17 protein-coding genes and 1 tRNA gene are annotated in these 16,183 nt (G+C 59.0%); 11 read left to right on the top strand and 7 right to left on the bottom strand.

Features of this window, described 5'->3' with window-relative positions:
* Positions 1 to 186 precede the first annotated feature (186 nt).
* Positions 187 to 4,056, bottom strand: a complete 3,870-nt coding sequence (locus tag E2F50_RS12365) for a sensor histidine kinase (RefSeq protein ID WP_133316480.1) — start codon at positions 4,054 to 4,056, stop codon at positions 187 to 189.
* Positions 4,057 to 4,321: 265 nt separating this feature from the next.
* Here E2F50_RS12365 and E2F50_RS12360 point away from each other — a divergent pair, with 265 nt between their 5' ends.
* Together E2F50_RS12360 and E2F50_RS12355 are read left to right on the top strand one after the other, a co-directional pair.
* Positions 4,322 to 4,747 carry a phasin family protein gene (locus tag E2F50_RS12360; RefSeq protein WP_281029203.1) on the top strand — a complete coding sequence of 142 codons (426 nt, stop codon included), beginning with the start codon at positions 4,322 to 4,324 and terminating at the stop codon, positions 4,745 to 4,747.
* A gap of 111 nt (positions 4,748 to 4,858) precedes the next feature.
* Positions 4,859 to 4,935: transfer RNA gene (locus E2F50_RS12355), tRNA-His, on the top strand.
* Positions 4,936 to 4,968: 33 nt separating this feature from the next.
* Here E2F50_RS12355 and corA read toward each other — a convergent pair.
* Positions 4,969 to 5,934: a magnesium/cobalt transporter CorA gene (gene corA / locus E2F50_RS12350; RefSeq protein ID WP_133316478.1), complete on the bottom strand. Its 966-nt coding sequence runs from the start codon at positions 5,932 to 5,934 to the stop codon at positions 4,969 to 4,971.
* A gap of 87 nt (positions 5,935 to 6,021) precedes the next feature.
* Complete coding sequence (locus tag E2F50_RS12345; RefSeq protein WP_133316477.1) at positions 6,022 to 6,504, bottom strand: hypothetical protein; 483 nt, start codon at positions 6,502 to 6,504, stop codon at positions 6,022 to 6,024.
* Positions 6,505 to 6,733: 229 nt separating this feature from the next.
* On the opposite strand from E2F50_RS12345, the gene E2F50_RS12340 reads away from it, so the two are divergent.
* Complete coding sequence (locus E2F50_RS12340; RefSeq protein WP_133316476.1) at positions 6,734 to 6,979, top strand: helix-turn-helix domain-containing protein; 246 nt, start codon at positions 6,734 to 6,736, stop codon at positions 6,977 to 6,979.
* A 20-nt stretch (positions 6,980 to 6,999) separates the two neighbouring features.
* On the opposite strand, the gene E2F50_RS12335 is transcribed toward E2F50_RS12340, so the two are convergent.
* Positions 7,000 to 7,920 carry a LysR family transcriptional regulator gene (locus E2F50_RS12335; protein ID WP_133316475.1) on the bottom strand — a complete coding sequence of 307 codons (921 nt, stop codon included), beginning with the start codon at positions 7,918 to 7,920 and terminating at the stop codon, positions 7,000 to 7,002.
* 107 nt (positions 7,921 to 8,027) lie between these two features.
* Here E2F50_RS12335 and E2F50_RS12330 point away from each other — a divergent pair, with 107 nt between their 5' ends.
* Positions 8,028 to 9,524, top strand: a complete 1,497-nt coding sequence (locus E2F50_RS12330; protein ID WP_133316474.1) for a CoA-acylating methylmalonate-semialdehyde dehydrogenase — start codon at positions 8,028 to 8,030, stop codon at positions 9,522 to 9,524.
* Between the two features lie 279 nt (positions 9,525 to 9,803).
* Here E2F50_RS12330 and E2F50_RS12325 read toward each other — a convergent pair whose 3' ends face one another.
* Positions 9,804 to 10,070, bottom strand: coding sequence for a hypothetical protein (locus E2F50_RS12325; protein ID WP_133316473.1), 267 nt, complete (start codon positions 10,068 to 10,070; stop codon positions 9,804 to 9,806).
* A gap of 150 nt (positions 10,071 to 10,220) precedes the next feature.
* On the opposite strand from E2F50_RS12325, the gene rirA reads away from it, so the two are divergent.
* From rirA to E2F50_RS12310, 3 genes are all read left to right on the top strand, one after another.
* Positions 10,221 to 10,691 carry an iron-responsive transcriptional regulator RirA gene (gene rirA / locus E2F50_RS12320; protein ID WP_133316472.1) on the top strand — a complete coding sequence of 157 codons (471 nt, stop codon included), beginning with the start codon at positions 10,221 to 10,223 and terminating at the stop codon, positions 10,689 to 10,691.
* A 169-nt stretch (positions 10,692 to 10,860) separates the two neighbouring features.
* On the top strand, positions 10,861 to 11,382 hold the full coding sequence (locus E2F50_RS12315) for a gluconokinase (protein ID WP_245515400.1): 522 nt from the start codon (positions 10,861 to 10,863) through the stop codon (positions 11,380 to 11,382).
* A 186-nt stretch (positions 11,383 to 11,568) separates the two neighbouring features.
* Entirely contained in the window at positions 11,569 to 12,231 is a 663-nt protein-coding gene (locus tag E2F50_RS12310; protein WP_245515399.1) for a TetR/AcrR family transcriptional regulator, read from the top strand.
* Here E2F50_RS12310 and E2F50_RS12305 read toward each other — a convergent pair.
* Positions 12,228 to 13,526 (bottom strand): NAD(P)/FAD-dependent oxidoreductase, encoded by a 1,299-nt coding sequence (locus E2F50_RS12305; protein ID WP_133316471.1) that lies wholly within the window; start codon positions 13,524 to 13,526, stop codon positions 12,228 to 12,230. The genes E2F50_RS12310 and E2F50_RS12305 overlap by 4 nt on opposite strands.
* 65 nt (positions 13,527 to 13,591) lie before the next feature.
* Positions 13,592 to 14,836, bottom strand: coding sequence for an NAD(P)/FAD-dependent oxidoreductase (locus tag E2F50_RS12300; protein WP_133316470.1), 1,245 nt, complete (start codon positions 14,834 to 14,836; stop codon positions 13,592 to 13,594).
* 233 nt (positions 14,837 to 15,069) lie between these two features.
* Here E2F50_RS12300 and E2F50_RS12295 point away from each other — a divergent pair, with 233 nt between their 5' ends.
* From E2F50_RS12295 to kdpF, 4 genes are all read left to right on the top strand, one after another.
* The gene (locus E2F50_RS12295; RefSeq protein ID WP_133316469.1) at positions 15,070 to 15,255 is read left to right on the top strand and encodes a hypothetical protein; all 186 of its coding nucleotides are present in this window, start codon (positions 15,070 to 15,072) and stop codon (positions 15,253 to 15,255) included.
* Positions 15,256 to 15,266: 11 nt separating this feature from the next.
* Positions 15,267 to 15,542, top strand: coding sequence for a hypothetical protein (locus E2F50_RS23215; protein ID WP_133316468.1), 276 nt, complete (start codon positions 15,267 to 15,269; stop codon positions 15,540 to 15,542).
* An 11-nt stretch (positions 15,543 to 15,553) separates the two neighbouring features.
* Entirely contained in the window at positions 15,554 to 15,715 is a 162-nt protein-coding gene (locus E2F50_RS22955; protein WP_161974125.1) for a hypothetical protein, read from the top strand.
* Between the two features lie 361 nt (positions 15,716 to 16,076).
* On the top strand, positions 16,077 to 16,166 hold the full coding sequence (kdpF, locus tag E2F50_RS12280) for a K(+)-transporting ATPase subunit F (protein WP_133316466.1): 90 nt from the start codon (positions 16,077 to 16,079) through the stop codon (positions 16,164 to 16,166).
* Positions 16,167 to 16,183 lie beyond the last annotated feature (17 nt).

Here is a 16,183-nt window from a genome sequence, read left to right as displayed (position 1 = left end):
AGTGAAGCGACATGGAGTCATTTCGTGTATGGGAGAAGCGAAGCCGCACGCTTCCGTAGACATGATGTCTTCCACCACTTCGTTAGACAGCATTCGACTTAAAAGGCAGCTAATGCTGCCTTTCTTTTGCAAGCGCATGCACGCCTAGATTGGTACGCGCCCGAAATACGCCTTGCCTGCCTATGATCAGTCGGCGAGCACGCGCTGGGACGGAAAGGTTATCTCCACCAGCGTGCCTTCGTTGGGAGCGGAGCTGATGGCAAACACCGCGCGGTTGGCGTCGACCATCGCCTTTGTCAGAGGAAGCCCAAGGCCAGTGCCATCGCCCCGCTTGCGAGCCGCACCTGCCACCTGCCGGAAAGGCTTCATGGCAAGCTCCAGTTCGGAACGCGTCATGCCGATGCCCGTATCGCGGACACGCAGCACGACATTGCCGTTTGCCTCATAAGCAGTGGACACGACGATCTGTCCTCCGGAGGGCGTGAAGCGGATCGCGTTGGACAGGATGTTGAGCACGATCTGCTTGACCGAGCGAAGGTCGGCAACCACTTGCGGCACGGCGTTCGACAAGGCAGTGCGGATGATCACCCGCTGGCCGTTGGCCTGCGGCTGGACAAGGGAAACGGCCTCTGAAATGCTTTCGTTCAGGCCGACGGCGATGAAGTCCATCTCCATCTCGCCGGCTTCGATCTTCGAAATGTCGAGGAGATCATTGACGATGTCGAGCACGTGACGGCCGGACCGGCCAATGTCATTGGCATATTCGATATAGCGGGGATGACCAATAGGACCGAAGCGCTCACCGGCCATCATGTCGGAAAAGCCGATTATGGCGTTGAGCGGAGTTCGGATTTCGTGGCTCACATGCGCGAGAAAGTCGCTCTTGTGAGCATTCGCCGTTTCAGCCGCGCGCTTGGCAGTACGCAATTCCTCTTCGGTCCGCTTCCACTGCGTGATGTCGCGGATGACGGCGCAGTAGCCGTTGGAGGAGGTGAGCCGGCCGATCGTCATGAAAAGCGGCAGGAACCCGCCGGAGGCTTCCCGACCGATCACTTCGCGACCATCGTTGAGCACGCTGGCAACGCCGTGGCCTGACAGGCCGCTGAGATATTCTAGGATAGCGCGCTGGCTTTCATGGGCGAAGAGAACGACGAAGGGTTTACCGTTGATCTCTTCATTGTCGTAATTGAAGAGGCCGCTGGCAGCACGGTTCATTGAGCGGATATCGCCCTTTTCGTCGATGATGACGACGCCATCGGTCGCTGTCTCGAGAATGGCGCGCAGTTCCTCGACTTCCACATGCAGCCGGGCAAGCTGGTCGGCCGGCCGCATGGGCTGCAAGGGAAGGACCCGCGTTTCGCCGTTCTCGGCAGATGCCGGAGCTTCGCTTTCCGCCGCCACCGGCATCAGGGCCAGCATCAGCGCCGTTGTATCGCCCCAGCGAACCGATTGCAGGCGCGCAGTGACGGGAACGATGGTATCATCGGCGCGCACGACCACCATGCCGCTGGCTTCGGACGTCTTGTTTTCGAGCTCCTGGCGCTGCAGCAGGGCATCCAGACCACCAACTTCGGCGAGTTCATTTATGGACGCATAGCCTGTCAGCTTCAGGAATTCTGGGTTGCCGTGAATGAGGTCGTCCCCGGCATGGACGAGAAGCGCCACCGGCATCTGATCGATGATATCGGCGGAAAGCCCGATCCGCTCGCGAAGCGGGATCATCTGGCCGAGCAGATCGCGGTCGGACAGGTCCGTCTCCGCAACCGGCTCGGCTTCGGCGTCCAAAACATTTGCGGGGGCCGGCTCGGGAACAAGCTCTTGCTCGACCACCGGCTCCATCGAAGCGGCGGCTTCTTCGAGGTCTTCACCCACACGTCCGTCGTCGTCACTTACAGCACTTTCCACCAGCGCGGCATCTTCGCTGTCGATGGAGTTTGCTGGCTCCGGCAGATTGACTGAGTCGGCTTCCGTCTGTTCTTCTTCCCGGGTAGCCGAAGCTTGAACGTCCTGCTGCGCCTCCACCGGCGGTTCGGAAATGACCTCCGGTATCGGCGCTTCACCTGCGGACGCCGTCTCATCCGGGCTCTGCTCGTCCTGGCCAATGAACCGATCGAGTTGACGGGCAATTTCTCGAAACGCCGCCTGTTCGACGGGCGTCAGCCGCGAGCGGCGATCCTCGAACTGAACCACTTTATCCGAATACCGGCGGCCGGCAGTTTCGACCAAGCGCAGGGCAGGGCGCTCGCCTGCAGGCCAATCGAGAGCCGAAGGCGTTTCAGATGCTGGAACGGTGTCGGTAACTTCGTTCAAACCGCTGTCTTCTTCGAGTGAAGACTGCGCCGGATCTTCCAGCAGTTCTTCGATATCGGCTTCGTTCCCGTTGTCGAGCGGCGGGCTCAACTCGTAACTGCCCGCCTCGGCCTGAAAAGCCTCATCTGCTGACGGCTCTACCTGCGGGGCGACGTCGGCATCGTCCGGGATGTCGAGCGCTTCGGTGATTACGTCTGTTGTCTCGGCGACGACATCCACTTCTATGTCGTCGGCCTCATCTTCCTCCAGTCGGGGCGTCAGCGTCAGACCAGTGGCATTCGGATCTTCCGAGGCATCGGCAATGCGGACGATGCCAAAGCCACGGAACCCGTCGAACTCGCGGGTACGCGTATAGGTCGGCAAGGCGGCGAGATCCACGGGCACGAAAAGCGAAGTGCCTTCCACTGGCCACCAGATCGTCTTGCCGGACCAGGTATCCCGCTTGTTCAGAAGCTCGGCTATCTTTCCGTCCGGATCCAGATGGAAAAGCGCCGCAAGATCCGCAAATGCCATTCCGTTGATATCGGCAGCATGAGGGCCCACGGCCGCGGCGAATTCCTTCGACACCTCGGTAAAGCGACCGTCGGCATCGATTTTCCAAACGAAGCGTACGGCCCGCGCGTCCCGCTGGAAGGTGAAGCCTCCCGGGTCGTCCGAAGTTGCGGTAGAGGTCGCTGCCGCGGCTGACGTTACCGCAGGTGCGTCTATAGTTGCAGCCTCGGCAGTATCTGGGCCTGACGGCTCCGGCTCATTTGTCTGAGGCTCGGCGGTCGGGTTCGCTAGGTTCTCCGAAGTCAAAACTTGCTGCACATGGCTTTCGGCGGGCGCTTCGTCGCCAAAGGTTTCGCCGCCAGCCTGGCCAGCGAGCCTCACTTCATCAAGCGTCTGGCCGCCGAGGGTCGGTTCCGCCAGCGTCGGCTCGGTCAGCAGCGTTACTTCTTCTTCCTGTTCCTCCGCCTCCTCGATCTGCGCGACAGCCGCAATGGCTTCGGCATAACCGTCCGGCGACGAGGGGACAGTCTCTGTCGGTGCGGGCGTGGCTTCTTCCAAGGGACCCGGTTCGAGCTCTGCTGCCGGCCGGATCTGCGTCGTGTCGACCGTGAAGAGGAGGTAGAGGGCAGGATCGTCGGAAGGCTTTCCGACCGCGGCCGGCAGGTAGCCGTTGATCGTCGGGATCGGCCGCTTGACGAGGCGGCTCGGATCCGCGTTCGCCGTGTTCACCAGCATCCTTGCCGTCTGGGGGGAAATCTGAAGCCGTGCGAAATGCTCGGACGCGGCAACCACTTCGGCATTTTCATCCAGCACCGCCATATGGGTTTCCGGATCGTCAAAGCCTTCGATCATCCGTGTGGCACTTGCCGTCTTGGTAATGCTGCCTTTATCCACCGCAGCGCTGAACAGCACGGCAGCCTGGCCCTGGACCTCGATCAGCTCGCAGGCCGCCTGCACGGTAACTCGCTGAAAGCCTGATGTAACGCGGACGGTGACATTGCGCAGGTCGCCGATTTTGACCAATTGCCGCGCTGCTGCCTCGGTCTGGCGAAACGCGACATCCGCCGGCTTCGGGCCATTGTCGAGAAAATCGTAGATGGAGGGAAAACCGAAAAGGTCAGCGCCGGGGCCATTCGCCCAAAGAGCAGCGCTCATATCCGGCGAGAACAGCACAACGGCTTCTCCAGCCGCAAAGTGGGCGCGAACGCGCTCGTGCACGGCGATGTCGATAAACGGGTATTGAACTGCTGGCATAAGGCGACCTGTCGGTTGGTGACCGTCTTTTCGCTGAAAATTAACAGATCGTTAATAACCCGGTGACCTTTGGCGGTCCACAGGAGCAGTACCTCAAACCTCCAACAGGGTTAACGCGATCCCGTTATTGTGCGCTGCACAATTTATATTGCGAGCCACCAGATCATAGGCTATATTTGAGGCATAAGATCTTCGACATTGGCTTCTTTTTGAGGCCGAAGACCCGTCACGAGGATAACCAACGATGGCATACCGAACTGACGACATGTTCTCCTTTGCAGCTTTCGACCCATCGAAGATGAACGAGAGCTTCCGCGACTTGGCCGAAAAGGGCGTCAACCAGTCCCGCGAGGCCTATGCTAAGATGAAAATGACTGCGGAGGAAGCCACCACAGCGGCTCAATCCACAATCCAGTCGGCTCAGGCGGGCACGCTCGAAATCGGTCTCCAAGCGATGGATGCGATACGGACCAATGCCGATATGTCGCTTGCGCATTTGGAACAGCTGTTCAGCGCAAGATCCATTTCAGAATTCATGCAATTGCAGACTGCATTTATCCGCCAGCAAACAGAGTTCACACTAGAGCAGGCGCGGGCGATGCAGGATTCTACCCGCAAGCTTGCTAAAAATGTCGTCGAGCCCGGCAGGCAAGCTGCTGAAAAAGCGATGGCAAGTTTCAAAGCCGCCTGATCGGCAGCGGAGACTGAAAAGGCCGTTGGTGGCCTTTTCTATTTGCAAAAGGGGCTTGCAAAACACGGTCGATGGCCGTATTTGACCCCGCAACGCCTGACGGCGTGATGTGCGGTTGTAGCTCAGTTGGTTAGAGCGCAGGTTTGTGGCACCTGAGGTCGGAGGTTCGAGACCCCCCAACCGTACCATTTTTCCCGGTAACATTGTGAAGCCCGGCTCCTTCAGAGCCATCCGGATCGCTTGAAGCGCAAGAACAACATCCCGCACAGTGCGAAGATGACGCCAAGTACGACATAGTATCCGTACTGCGTCTTCAGTTCCGGCATGTTGTCGAAATTCATGCCATAGATTCCGGCGATCGCCGTCGGAACCGCTGCGATCGCGGCCCAGGCGGCAAGCTGCTTGGTGATCGTCGCCTGCCGCTGCTGCTCCAGCAGATTGCTCGCCTCGAAGACGGAGGTGATGACATCCTTCAGTCCGGTCACCATCCCCTCGACGCGACGCACATGGTCATGAACGTCGCGGAAGTATTTTCGTGCTTCCCGATCGACGCAGGGCAGGTCGAGATTGATGAGCTTGCTGCACACTTCCAACATGGGCCCGAGCACCCGCTGAAAGCGTATCAACTGGCGGCGAAGCCGGAAGAGGCGCTTGATCTGCTCTCGACCGAGAAAGGCATCGAGCATGCGTTGCTCCATGCCGAGCACCCGATCCTCGATGGTCTCGATCAATGGAAGATAGCCATCGACAATGAAATCCAGCACGCCATGCAGGATGTAATCCGGACCGTTCTTGAGGATCTGGGGCGCCGCTTCGAGCTGCTGGCGCAGGGAACTGTGCCCGCGGTCGGATCCATGTCGCACCGTGATCACATGGCGGGGGCCGAGAAAGATCGCGGTTTCGCCATAGTCGATCACGTCGCCTTCGAGATGCGCGGTCTTAGCGACGATGAAGAGCTGGTCGTCATAAACGTCGACTTTGGGCACTTGGCGTGTGCTCAGCGCATCTTCCACCGCAAGCGCGTGAAGCTTGAACGTCTTTTGAAGGACGAGCAGTTCCTCCTCGTGCGGGTCGTGCAGGCCGATCCAAACAAATTCATTGTTGGCTTGCGGTACCTGACCCTGATGAATGTCGAATGGCTCGGCGCGCCTGCCGTCGCGGTAAAGATAAGATGCAACAACGCTCATGAGGACCTGATAACGCTAGGACGCCTTCCATTATCGGAAGGACTTGAAGATCGGCTTTAGCAGATTTTGGGCGCTGCATCCGAATTTTCAGGCATGGTGGACCGGCTTGTTCTCGGCCATCCGCAGGGCGCTTTGAAAGATGTCGCCGAGCCGGACGCGCTCTTCGTCCAGCTGGATCAATACGCGATCGAACTTTCGGATGCGGCCCGTCCCGATCCTGCCATTGGAGCATTGGCGGCGACCGTTTACATCCGCCACCGGCCTTACCGGCAGCGGTTCTCCAATATTGTCCTGGAACTGCGCGAGCGTCATACCGGCCTTTACTAGAAGGGCACGAACATTTGGGCGGTTTTCCGTGGCAATGACCACTCGAAAGGCGTTCACCAGAGCATCCTTGGAGGTCGGCAATTCCCGCGTATCGAAAATATCGTTGCCGGTTTCGTGCTCTCGCAGATAAACCAAGTAGAGTTCGACCAGCCGATGAGCGGCCTCCAGAATTTGTGCATCCGACTGCGGCCGCGACACTTTTTCGTTCTTGGCTTCCCGGTTCGCATGCGATGACTGGCGCATGTGGCATTCCCTGTTTGGGTTGGAAACGCCTGAAATGGGAAATAGTTCGCCTTTGGGATCCGGCGACAGCTTACAAGATATTTTGTGCAATGCAGCAGAAACCTATTGCCGAAAAAGCGGAAGTGCTTATCTAATAGTCCGGTAATGCCAAAATTTTGGACATTCACGTCTCGGGCTTTTGCCCCCTTCACCTGCCCTACCTGGCAGGACCTGGATGGAAGGAACGATCATGACAGTTTGCATCAACAATTTCCAAGCTGCTGAAAATAGTGCACTGGCAGCAAGCCAGGTTGCTTCGCTGGTTGCCGAAGCGCGTCTCGCGCTGGGCTACAGCGTCGACGATCTTGCGGTTACGACCGGCCTGATCAACGACGAGATCATCGGCATCGAAAACGGAACCGATATCGACCCTGGCAAACTGAAACGGGTCGCTGCCGTTCTGAAGGTTCCGGTTTCTGCCGTTAAGACTTCCTGACCCAGCCAAGGCTTCGGCCCTTAAGGGCCGGGGCCTGCAGCCTTGTCTGCCTCACCCTCGCCGGTGAAAATATGTCGCTCCTCGTCGACCAACTCCCTTAGAAAATTCACCACTGTCTTGACCCGCACCAGATCCCGCGTGGTTTCGTGATAGGTTGTCCAATAGGACCGCCGGATGGTGATGTCCGGCAGCACACGCGCAAGCTCGCAGTAGTGCCGGGCCACATAATTGTGCAGAATGCCGATGCCAGCGCCGGACCTGACGGCTTCCGTCTGCCCAATGGCGCTGGAGATCTCGAAGCCGGCGTCCCAGTTGCGCATCACTTCGCCTGTGAAATCGAGCGACGGGGAAAAGATCAGGTCTTCCACGTAGCCGACGCGCCTGTGGTGCTTGAGTTCATCCGTGCTTTCCGGTTTTCCGTTATCGCGGAGATAGGTTTCGGAAGCATAGAGGCCAAGTGTATAGTCCGTAAGCTTGGAGGAAACGAGGCGTCCCTGTTCGGGGCGCTCGATGGTGATAGCGATGTCGGCTTCCCTTTGCGAAAGCGAAAACGAGCGGGGTATCGGCACCAACTGGAGTTTCAGCTCCGGGTGCCGCTCCGTCAGCCGGCCGAGCCGCGATGAAAGAAAGGAAACGCCGAAACCGTCCGGAGCCCCGATCCTGACCGTACCCGAAATTGCGCTGTCGATCTTACCCGTTGCCGCCTGGGCTGCTAGCATCTCGGTTTCCATCCGTTCCGCCGCACGAAAGAAGATCTCGCCTTCTGCCGTCAACTCGCAGCCATTGGTGCGACGGATCAGGAGGCGCGTGCGTAGATCCTGCTCCATCGTGGTCAGGCGGCGTCCAAGCGTCGCGTGATTGATGCCGAGCCGCCGCGCCGCAGCCAGAATCTGGCCGGCGCGCGCCACGGCCAGGAAAAGACGCACATCATCCCAGTTCATGAAGATGCTCTGATGCCGAAATTTGCACAGCGGATGCGTAAACTAAAGCGTTGCGCTGTGCAAACCGCGCCTTATGCTCTGGACATCATTCAAGGGAGGAGCATAAAATGCGCGAGATTGGGCACTTCATCGGCGGTCAGCGGGTCGCCGGAACCAGCGGTCGCACCGCCGATGTCTTCAACCCGGCAACCGGCGAAGTACAGGCCAAAGTGGCGCTGGCGAGCATGTCGGAAATCCGTGCGGCGGTCGAGAATGCCAAGCAGGCGCAGCCCGGTTGGGCGGCCACCAATCCGCAGCGCCGCGCCCGCGTTTTCATGAAATTCGTCGACCTGCTCAACCAGAACATGGACGAGCTGGCGGAAATGCTGTCGAAGGAGCACGGCAAGACGGTCGAGGATTCGAAGGGCGATATCGTCCGCGGCCTCGAAGTCTGCGAGTTCGTGATCGGCATTCCGCATCTGTCCAAGGGTGAATTCACCGAAGGCGCCGGCCCGCAGATCGACATGTATTCGATCCGCCAGCCGGTCGGCATCGGCGCCGGTATCACGCCGTTCAACTTCCCGGGCATGATCCCGATGTGGATGTTCGCGCCGGCCATTGCCTGCGGCAACGCCTTCATCCTGAAGCCGTCCGAGCGCGATCCGTCCATGCCGATCCGGCTTGCCGAACTGATGATCGAGGCGGGCTTGCCAGCCGGCATCCTCAACGTCGTCAACGGCGACAAGGCGGCGGTCGATGCGATCCTGACGGACCCGGATATCGGTGCCATTTCCTTTGTCGGCTCCACTCCGATCGCGCGTTACGTTTTTGGCACCGCTGCATCCAACGGCAAGCGCGCTCAGTGCTTCGGCGGCGCCAAGAACCACATGATCATCATGCCGGATGCCGACCTAGACCAGGCAGTCAACGCGCTGATGGGCGCCGGCTACGGTTCGGCCGGCGAGCGCTGCATGGCCGTTTCGGTTGCCGTTCCGGTCGGCGAGGAAACCGCCAACCGCCTTGTCGAAAAGCTGGTGCCGAAGATCGAATCCCTGCGCATCGGCCCTTATACGGACGACAAGGCCGACATGGGCCCGGTCGTGACAAAGGAAGCCCATGCACGCATCAACGGCCTGATCGACAAGGGCGTGGAAGAGGGCGCCAAGCTCCTCGTCGATGGCCGCGGCTTCAAACTGCAGGGTTACGAGAACGGCTATTTTGTCGGCGGCACGCTGTTTGACCACGTCACCCCCGACATGGACATCTACAAGCAGGAAATCTTCGGCCCGGTTCTCTCCGTCGTGCGCGCTACGAACTATGAGGAAGCGCTTGATCTGCCGATGAAGCACGAATACGGCAATGGCGTCGCCATCTTCACCCGCGACGGAGATGCTGCTCGGGACTTCGCAAGCCGCATCAATATCGGCATGATCGGCATCAACGTGCCGATTCCGGTTCCGCTTGCCTATCATTCCTTCGGCGGCTGGAAAGCCTCCTCCTTCGGCGACCTCAATCAGCACGGCACGGACTCCATCAAGTTCTGGACGAAGACCAAGACGATTACCGCACGCTGGCCGTCAGGCATCAAGGACGGCGCCGAGTTCGTCATGCCGACGATGAAGTAATTGAACTGTTAGCTTCCCCCGTGACGAGGCTGAAATGCCTCGTCACGGTGCTAGGGGGCCGCATTCTGTCTGGCTATTGACGTACTTGCATACCAGCCTAGATTGGCCGCTGGAGTAGGGTGGGAGTGAGTTCAATGGTTTATGAGTGGGACGCCAGCCGGGCTCGCCGTTCGCGCCTGGCAAAAACAAGCTTGAGTATGCTCGCGGCCGTCGTCGTTGTCGTCGTTCCGGCATGGATCGCCATCAGCTTCGGCTTTTACAGCTGAAGGCCGTCCGCAGTCACTTGCCGAGGCCGAGAAGCGACCGGAGCATGCGTGACACGGACATGTAATTCGGCGGTTCCTGGCCTATCGCTACATACCCGGCTTCTGTCAGCGAGAAGCGGCGGCCCTTCGATGTGTCCCGGTAAACGATATACTGCATGCTCATTGCCCGGTTGAGGGCCGGAGCCATCTGGCTCTCCCACTGCACCTCGCTTGCGGGCACGCGCGTGGCACCCGCATTGTAAAGTATCAGCAGAACATTATGCAAATCGGGCTCGACCATGCTGCATTCTGGCATGGAAACGGGCTGATGAACAGGCAGTGCAGCTCCTGGCAAGGGTACGGGAAACCTGAGCGCAATTTTCTTATTTTGGAATTGTTCAAAACTGTTAATGCCTTTATATAAGCACTCGAAGAGTCTCGGGAGACGAAAATGCGTTTGACCAAACAAACGAATTACGCTGTTCGCATGCTGATGTATTGCGCCGCCAATGAGGGGCATCTCAGCCGCATCCCCGAGATTGCCAGGGCGTATGGCGTATCTGAACTGTTTCTTTTCAAGATTTTGCAGCCGCTCAACAAGGCTGGACTGGTGGAAACCGTCCGCGGTCGCAATGGTGGCGTCAGGCTTGGCCGCGCTGCCGATCGCATTACCCTTTTCGATGTCATCAAGGTCACCGAAGATAGCTTTGCCATGGCAGAATGCTTCGAGGACGGCGCCGTGGAATGTCCGCTGGTCGACAGCTGCGGCCTCAATGCTGCGCTGCGCAAGGCGCTGAACGCCTTCTTTGAGGTCCTGGCGGAATACACGATCGATGACCTCGTCAAGGCTCGCCCACAGATCAACTTCCTGCTAGGCATCGACCTGCTGCATTTGCCGAAAATGGCAGCCCCGGCAGCTTGATCTGCCCAGGAGTCCAATGAGCTCGTTGAAATGGCCGGCATTTGCGGGCCATTTGCTTTTGCCATGCTGTGTGGCTGAGGCTCCAACTACCTCCTGAAGACTGGTTTTCCAAACCGATCGAATGGTCTAGGAATGCCATCCGCAAAGTACATCGGGAGGCGAGTTGGGAATGGACAGGCAATCATCCAGAGCGATCGTGGTTATGGGCGTCAGTGGTGCCGGCAAGACTTCGATTGCGGAACTGTTGGCCAGCCGTCTCGGCTGCGCCTTCGTTGAAGGAGATAGCCTTCATCCAAAGGCCAATGTCGCCAAGATGGCCGAGGGCATTCCTTTGACCGACGAAGACAGATGGCCTTGGCTGGACCTCATTGGCGGCGTATTGGCGGCAGCGAGATCGCGCAACGAAAGCGTCGTGGTCACCTGCTCCTCTCTCAAGCGGGTTTATCGTGAAAGGCTGCGCAAGGCGAGCAATGGCATGCTCTACTTCGTGTTTCTCAGCGGCAGCCCGCAGCTTCTGGCTTCGCGCATGGGCGAAAGGCAAGGCCATTTCATGCCGACCTCGCTGCTGCAAAGTCAGCTTGCGACACTGGAAAGCCCTGAAGGCGAAGACGGCGTCGTGACGGTCGATATCGACGACAGTGTCGAGGTGATTGTCGATAAGGCTGAGGCCGGGCTCAGGAAAATCGGGTAAACGCCGGTGATCGCGCTCCCGTCCTAAGCCTGACCCACTTCAATATATTCGTGAAAGCTTATCGGCATATGTGATCCGAAGCTACTCAAGCTCCGTATAAAGAGGACTTGTACATTGAATATCGCGGCTTGCTGAAACTTTCTTTGGCCGCATCCCGTATCGATGTCAGGTGTTTGAGGAGACGGAATGCGGATGCCAGATATGATGCAGGGCCTGGGACGACGTTCACTTCGACGGGTGCCGAAACAGGAAAGAAGCCGGGATCGCATCGACGAGATCCTGAAAGTGTCCATGCAGCTTATCGGGCAGAAAGGCATAGACGCGGTCACCATGAAGGAGATTGCGGCGCTTTCAGGTGGACCGATCGCCTCTGTTTACCAGTACTTTCCCAACAAGTCGGCCATCATAGCCATGCTCCACGAGCGGTATGTCGACGACGTCCGGTCCCTGATTTCGGAGCATGTGGGTAAGATTTCCACGCCGGAAGAGGCCTTGCAGGCAACCGACGTGCTCTTCGATCTTTATTATCACCGGATGCGTGAAAGACCATCGACGCAGGACCTGCTGAACGCGATCCAAGCCGACAAGACGCTCGCGGATGTGGATATTGCCGAAACCCGCTTTCAGGCCGAGGTATTTTTCGGGGCGACCAAGCAGTTCGTTCAGAGTGACCAGCGCGACAATTACCTGCGCACGCTGTTCGTCATGTTCCACATGGCTGCAGCAACCTTGCGGCTTGCCTTGATGGTTCCCGCCGAAGAGGCCGCCAAGATCGTTGCGCAGTTCAAATCGATCGTCAGGACGCAGTCCACTTTCTATTTTACCGGCAGCTTTCCCGCGTCCGTCTAGAACCCCAGCCGGTCCCGCAATCCGTACCACCAGGCGCCGAGAACGGTGAGGGGCACGCGGAATGTCTTGCCGCCGGGAAACGGCAGGTTGGGCAGCGACGCCCAGACGTCGAAGCGTTCCGCATGTCCAGCGACGGCCTCGCCGAGAATTTTGCCCAGCAGATGGGTGGTCGTGACACCGTGGCCGCTATCGCCGTGCGAGAAATAAACCTTGTCCGACAGCTTGCCCATATGCGGAACGCGCGTCAGCGTCAGCGCGAAATTGCCGCTCCAGGCATAGTCGATCTTGACGTCCTTCAGCTGCGGAAAGGTTTTCAGCATGTTGGGACGGATCACCCCCGTCAGATCCTTCGGGTCGGTCCCGCCATAGCCGATGCCGCCGCCGTAAAGCAGCCGGTTGTCGGCAGTGCGGCGGTAATAGTCGAGGATGTAGTTTGCATCCTCGACGCAGTAATTGGCCGGCATGAGGCTTTGGATCAAGTCCGGACCAAGCGGCTCCGTTGCCATGACCTGGCTCGAGACCGGCATCATCCGGCCGCTGATGTCGGGAAACTGCGGCGAAAGATAAGCATTGCCGCAGACCAGCACATAGGATGCCTGGACCGAGCCGCTGTGCGTGCGAACCACCGGCCTGTCGCCCATATCCATGCCGATCACGCGCGAGCCTTCGAATATGCGCCCGCCGAGGCTTTCCACCGCTGCCGCTTCTCCGAGCACCAGGTTCAGCGGGTGGACATGGCCGCCGCGCTTGTCGATCATGCCGCCGGCATAGCGGGCGGTCCTGACATATCGGAAGACTTCGGCCTTGGAAACCATTTCCAGGTCCGTATGGCCATGCTTCTCCCAGTACGCCTTGGAGCGCGCCATTTCACGGATCTGCTTTTCGTTGAAGGCCGCAAAGAAGCCGCCATGCACCAGATCACAGTCTATGTCATATTGTGCGACGCGGCCGCGAATGATCTCGCCGCCCTCGAGCGACATTTCACCGAGCTGGACGGCCTTTTCGTGCCCGTAGCGAGCGGCGATCACTTCGAGATCACGGCTGTAGCCGTTGACGATCTGCCCGCCATTTCGGCCCGAAGCGCCGAAGCCGATACGCTCGGCTTCCAGCACCACGACGGAATAGCCGCGTTCGGCCAGTTCCAGGGCGGCGGAAATTCCGGTGAAGCCGGCGCCGATAATGCAGACATCGGCTTCGGCCTCGCCTTCGAGCAGTGGGCGGACACGCTTGTCATTGGCCGAGGCTGCATACCAGGAGTTCGTATGGCGCGGATTGTCGGTGTTTGTGAGGATCATGGTTACCCTATCCGGATATGGGCGTCCTGTTCGACGTCGGCCGCATACAGCAACAATTGTCGGTGTTAGCCGAATCTTTCCGGCCGGTAGGCCGAAATATCGATCAGAGTCTTTTCTCCGGTCATTGCCTCCGCGATCACCTGGCCGGTCACGGGACCGAGCGTCAGGCCGTGATGGGCATGCCCAAATGCGAACCACAGGCCCTGGTGGCGCGGCGCCTTGCCGATCACCGGCATCATGTCAGGTGTGCAGGGTCGGGCGCCCATCCAGGGCTCCTGGTCGAGCCGCTCCCCGAGCGGAAAGATTTCCCGCGCCACCGCTTCGGCGCGGGCCAGCTGCACCGGTGTCTTCGGCGCATCGCGGCGCGCAAATTCCGCGCCGGTGGTGAGGCGAATGCCCTGGTTCATCGGCGCCAGGAAATAGCCGCGCTCCGCATCCATGGTCCAGCCGTTGAGCTTGGCATTGCCCTTGGCGGCGTAGTGCATGTGATAGCCGCGCTTGACGCCGACCAGGAAATTGTAGCCGAGCGGCTTCGTCACCGTATCGGACCAGGGGCCGAGCGCCACAACTACGTCCTTGGCTTGGATCAGGCCGTCGCCGGCAACCACCTGCCAGCCGGTCGCGGTCTTGGAAAGGCTTTTGGCATCGCCCTTCAGGACGCGGCCACCAAGGCTTTCGAAAAGCTTCACATAGGCGCGGGTAAGGGCCAGCGGGTCCTTGACCGACCAGGGATCTTCCCACCGCAGCCCGCCGACAAAATCACCGGACAGATTGGGCTCCTGTTCCGCAAGTTCGCCCGGCGAGAGCCGTTTGAAGGCGACCCCGTATTCCTTGTTGAGCCTTTCCGCTTCGCGAAACTCGCCATCCTGCTTGGCATTGGTGCGGAAGACTTCCGTCCAGCCATCCTTGGCGATCAGGTCCTGCGCTCCGGCTTCCTCAATCAGTTCGTTATGGGTGGCGATCGAATGCTCGATCAGCGGCGCATAGGCACGGGCGATCAGCTGATGCCGGCTGAGGTTGGAATGCCACCAATATTTGGCCAGGAATGACGAGACCTGCGGGATGGCCCTCCAATGGAAATGCGCGTCGATCCGGTTGTTGAGCGCATAGCGCAGGATCAGGCCAAATTGCTGCGGAAAACCGTAGGGCACGACGCCTTCGCGTTGGATAAGGCCGGCATTGCCGTAAGAGGTTTCAAGGCCGGGCTCCTTGCGGTCCACGAGGACGACCGATTTGCCGCGCCGTGCCAGTTGCAGTGCCGTCGAAACCCCAATGATGCCGGCTCCGAGTACAATTGCATCCGCTGTCATGATCTGATTTCCATTCCCCAAGTCTTTTTGATGCAGCCGAACATGCCGCCCCGAATGCTGCGGCGCAAATGAAAAATCGCGGCCGGCACTATGGATTCCCTATTTCTTCGCATCCTGCCACCCATCGAACGCCTATCCGGCGATCGCTACCTTTGTGACATGCATCGGCTTTCGATGCCGGCTTCTGCGACACTTCCGTCGCCAGGGCCTTACGCCTAATAAGGATTGAATTCATGTACGGTCGTTTCGGTATCATTCATCTGCCGGATCATACGCAGCGTGCTGATGCACCCCGTTGGCAGCGGGCAGCGATCGCCTCCCGCCTTGCAAGCCCGGAAGCGGGCATTTTTCTGAGGCTGTTTGGCGTCATTCTCCTCCTGTTTTGTGTTGCGGGTGCCGTTGCACTGCGGCTCAGTTGAGGAGAATGGCCATGGGTAGAGCTTCATTCGAGCCAGAGATACATCCGCACGGCATCCGTTTTACCGTCGGTCGCGATGCTGGAGGTCGCTGGGTGGTTTCGGACCGCAAAGGCCTGGTTGGCGGAATCTTCACCAACCGAGCGGCTGCCGTTCATTTCGCGATGTTCGAAAGCGATCATGTTCCGGGCGCAGTCTTGTGCGTGCCGGAGGAGGTGACGCTCGGCCCCAACGCGGCTTTCGATGGACGCTGGACGCAGCCGGGTATGAAAGCCGCGGGCAGGACTTGAGGAGTCCGATCATGTTGAATCTTCTAGCTTGCCTGCGTGGTCATGTTTATCCACGCACCCGCGTGGTTGCGGGGCGCAGCAGCCTGCACGCTTTGGAAATCATTCTGGGCATGCTCGGTGTGATAGTGACCCTTCTCGGTCTAGCTTATGCGATAACGCTTGCGGCGGCTTGAGATCGCAAGGCTCGGGGCACCTCTTTTGCGGGTGGGTGAGTGTGCAGCGCGTAGTCTCATCAGCCCACCCCGAGCCGGAATTCCTATAAGATTCCTATATTTTTCCAGCCTCCACGCTCTCGAACGGCTATGCACTTCCGCCGATATTGAGCATCGGAGATCGATCAGATCGCCTCACAGCCAACAAGCCCAAAGGTGCCGTCGCCAGCGACGGCGCCCTTCGTCCTGTCTGAGCTTTGTTCATGGAAACCAGGAGTCACCATCGATGATGGATGTCATTCTCGTCGGCACGACCGCCGTCTTCTTCGCTCTCTGCTTTGCTTATGCACGTGTCTGCGACTGGCTTTGAAGGAGCGCGCCCATGTTGTTCGATTATCTCTTGAGCGGCGCCGTGACCGTCTTCCTGACGGCCTACCTGACCTATGCGCTCATTCGCCCAGAACGCTTCTAACCGGAACGCTCTAATCG

This window comes from Rhizobium deserti (genome assembly GCF_004358025.1).
Classification (GTDB): domain Bacteria; phylum Pseudomonadota; class Alphaproteobacteria; order Rhizobiales; family Rhizobiaceae; genus Neorhizobium; species Neorhizobium deserti.
This window is presented reverse-complemented; position numbering and strand designations above follow the sequence as displayed.

Coding starts and splice junctions, on each gene's coding strand:
- E2F50_RS12325 (WP_133316473.1), bottom strand. CDS start 10,070: ATGGTCGAGCCCGATTTGCATAATGTTCTGCTGATACTTTACAATGCG.
- E2F50_RS23215 (WP_133316468.1), top strand. CDS start 15,267: ATGGGTAGAGCTTCATTCGAGCCAGAGATACATCCGCACGGCATCCGT.
- E2F50_RS22955 (WP_161974125.1), top strand. CDS start 15,554: ATGTTGAATCTTCTAGCTTGCCTGCGTGGTCATGTTTATCCACGCACC.
- E2F50_RS12360 (WP_281029203.1), top strand. CDS start 4,322: ATGTTCTCCTTTGCAGCTTTCGACCCATCGAAGATGAACGAGAGCTTC.
- E2F50_RS12340 (WP_133316476.1), top strand. CDS start 6,734: ATGACAGTTTGCATCAACAATTTCCAAGCTGCTGAAAATAGTGCACTG.
- E2F50_RS12305 (WP_133316471.1), bottom strand. CDS start 13,526: ATGATCCTCACAAACACCGACAATCCGCGCCATACGAACTCCTGGTAT.
- E2F50_RS12310 (WP_245515399.1), top strand. CDS start 11,569: ATGCGGATGCCAGATATGATGCAGGGCCTGGGACGACGTTCACTTCGA.
- E2F50_RS12335 (WP_133316475.1), bottom strand. CDS start 7,920: ATGAACTGGGATGATGTGCGTCTTTTCCTGGCCGTGGCGCGCGCCGGC.
- E2F50_RS12300 (WP_133316470.1), bottom strand. CDS start 14,836: ATGACAGCGGATGCAATTGTACTCGGAGCCGGCATCATTGGGGTTTCG.
- E2F50_RS12345 (WP_133316477.1), bottom strand. CDS start 6,504: ATGCGCCAGTCATCGCATGCGAACCGGGAAGCCAAGAACGAAAAAGTG.
- E2F50_RS12365 (WP_133316480.1), bottom strand. CDS start 4,056: ATGCCAGCAGTTCAATACCCGTTTATCGACATCGCCGTGCACGAGCGC.
- kdpF (WP_133316466.1), top strand. CDS start 16,077: ATGTTGTTCGATTATCTCTTGAGCGGCGCCGTGACCGTCTTCCTGACG.
- rirA (WP_133316472.1), top strand. CDS start 10,221: ATGCGTTTGACCAAACAAACGAATTACGCTGTTCGCATGCTGATGTAT.
- E2F50_RS12330 (WP_133316474.1), top strand. CDS start 8,028: ATGCGCGAGATTGGGCACTTCATCGGCGGTCAGCGGGTCGCCGGAACC.
- corA (WP_133316478.1), bottom strand. CDS start 5,934: ATGAGCGTTGTTGCATCTTATCTTTACCGCGACGGCAGGCGCGCCGAG.
- E2F50_RS12295 (WP_133316469.1), top strand. CDS start 15,070: ATGTACGGTCGTTTCGGTATCATTCATCTGCCGGATCATACGCAGCGT.
- E2F50_RS12315 (WP_245515400.1), top strand. CDS start 10,861: ATGGACAGGCAATCATCCAGAGCGATCGTGGTTATGGGCGTCAGTGGT.